The sequence below is a fragment of the Symbiopectobacterium sp. genome, from assembly GCF_051710365.1.
Classification (GTDB): Bacteria; Pseudomonadota; Gammaproteobacteria; order Enterobacterales; family Enterobacteriaceae; genus Symbiopectobacterium.
On sequence record NZ_JBPETA010000385.1, the window covers coordinates 1 to 985 of the forward strand.

Consider the following 985-nt stretch of genomic DNA (forward strand, 5'->3'; position numbering starts at 1 on the left):
TTCAGTATTGGTGACAGACCACCACAAGTATCCAACCTCAATTCTATTCACAAGACCATCGTTGATGTTCTCGGCGAGCGATACCGTCGAATTTATTCTTAAAGTAGGTGCGGAATGACGGTTATATAGCCTTTTACTGCCTATTTGCAGTTCTCCAGCTATTTCTTTCAAAGAACACCCGTCAAGCACCAGGAATAAGACAGACACTTCCTTTTCTGTCATTCGCCCACGTACCCTCGTCGCATTCATCTTTCTTAAATAGATTTTATCTATAGACTTCAAGATATTTTCATAACCATCACTGGTATACAACACTGAAAAAATTCTGTCATCCCGTTGCTTCCAGTAGGCAACCAGAGGCTCCATTCATTTGTCAGAAACCAGGATCAAACGCAACCCAGAACGCGTAAGGTAATCCAGCCAACGAGCATTGGTGAAAATTTTTATGTTCGCCAATGAGAAGTCAACAAAGACAAACCCGCCGCCCATGTAGTTGTATTTACTATTCGCAACAACATCAACCAATCCGATGCTGAGGTAATAGTTACTTTCAGGCCATACACAGAACTGCTCTTTAATGCAATTAATGGTTCTTAAAGATGGAAAAGGTAATAATTCACACCGAAACTGACAACTTACACAACTCAGGCCATTAAATATTTTTGTAGTATTTACTTTCATCGTTCATTTTTCCGAATTATCCTACTTGCTACCTCTCTATAATTTCGCCAACGCATAACAATTAGCAGGCATTTTATGCAAACAGAAAAATATAGCAATAGTTTTTTTATCTTTTACATCAAACGACAAAAGGTTAATTTTCCTAAGAACAAAATACACACACAAAAATAGATATATCCGTCATTCCGCACCTGATTTTTCTTTTTTCGGGACTTGGCGGTATTCTGAAGTTCTGAATTTATTACTGCTTTTTGCAGACCAATCAGCATGAGTACTCCCCACGTTACCATCCGTAACCTTGATC

The 985-nt window shown here is 38.7% G+C and carries 2 protein-coding genes; both read right to left on the bottom strand.

Annotation, left to right across the window (positions count from 1 at the left end):
- Nucleotides 1-366, bottom strand: a 366-nt coding sequence (locus ACTBDZ_RS18130; protein WP_438816309.1) for a hypothetical protein, incomplete at its 3' end; no start/stop codon positions are given.
- Nucleotides 367-681, bottom strand: coding sequence for a hypothetical protein (locus ACTBDZ_RS18135; RefSeq protein WP_438816310.1), 315 nt, complete (start codon nt 679-681; stop codon nt 367-369).
- Nucleotides 682-985: the final 304 nt, after the last annotated feature.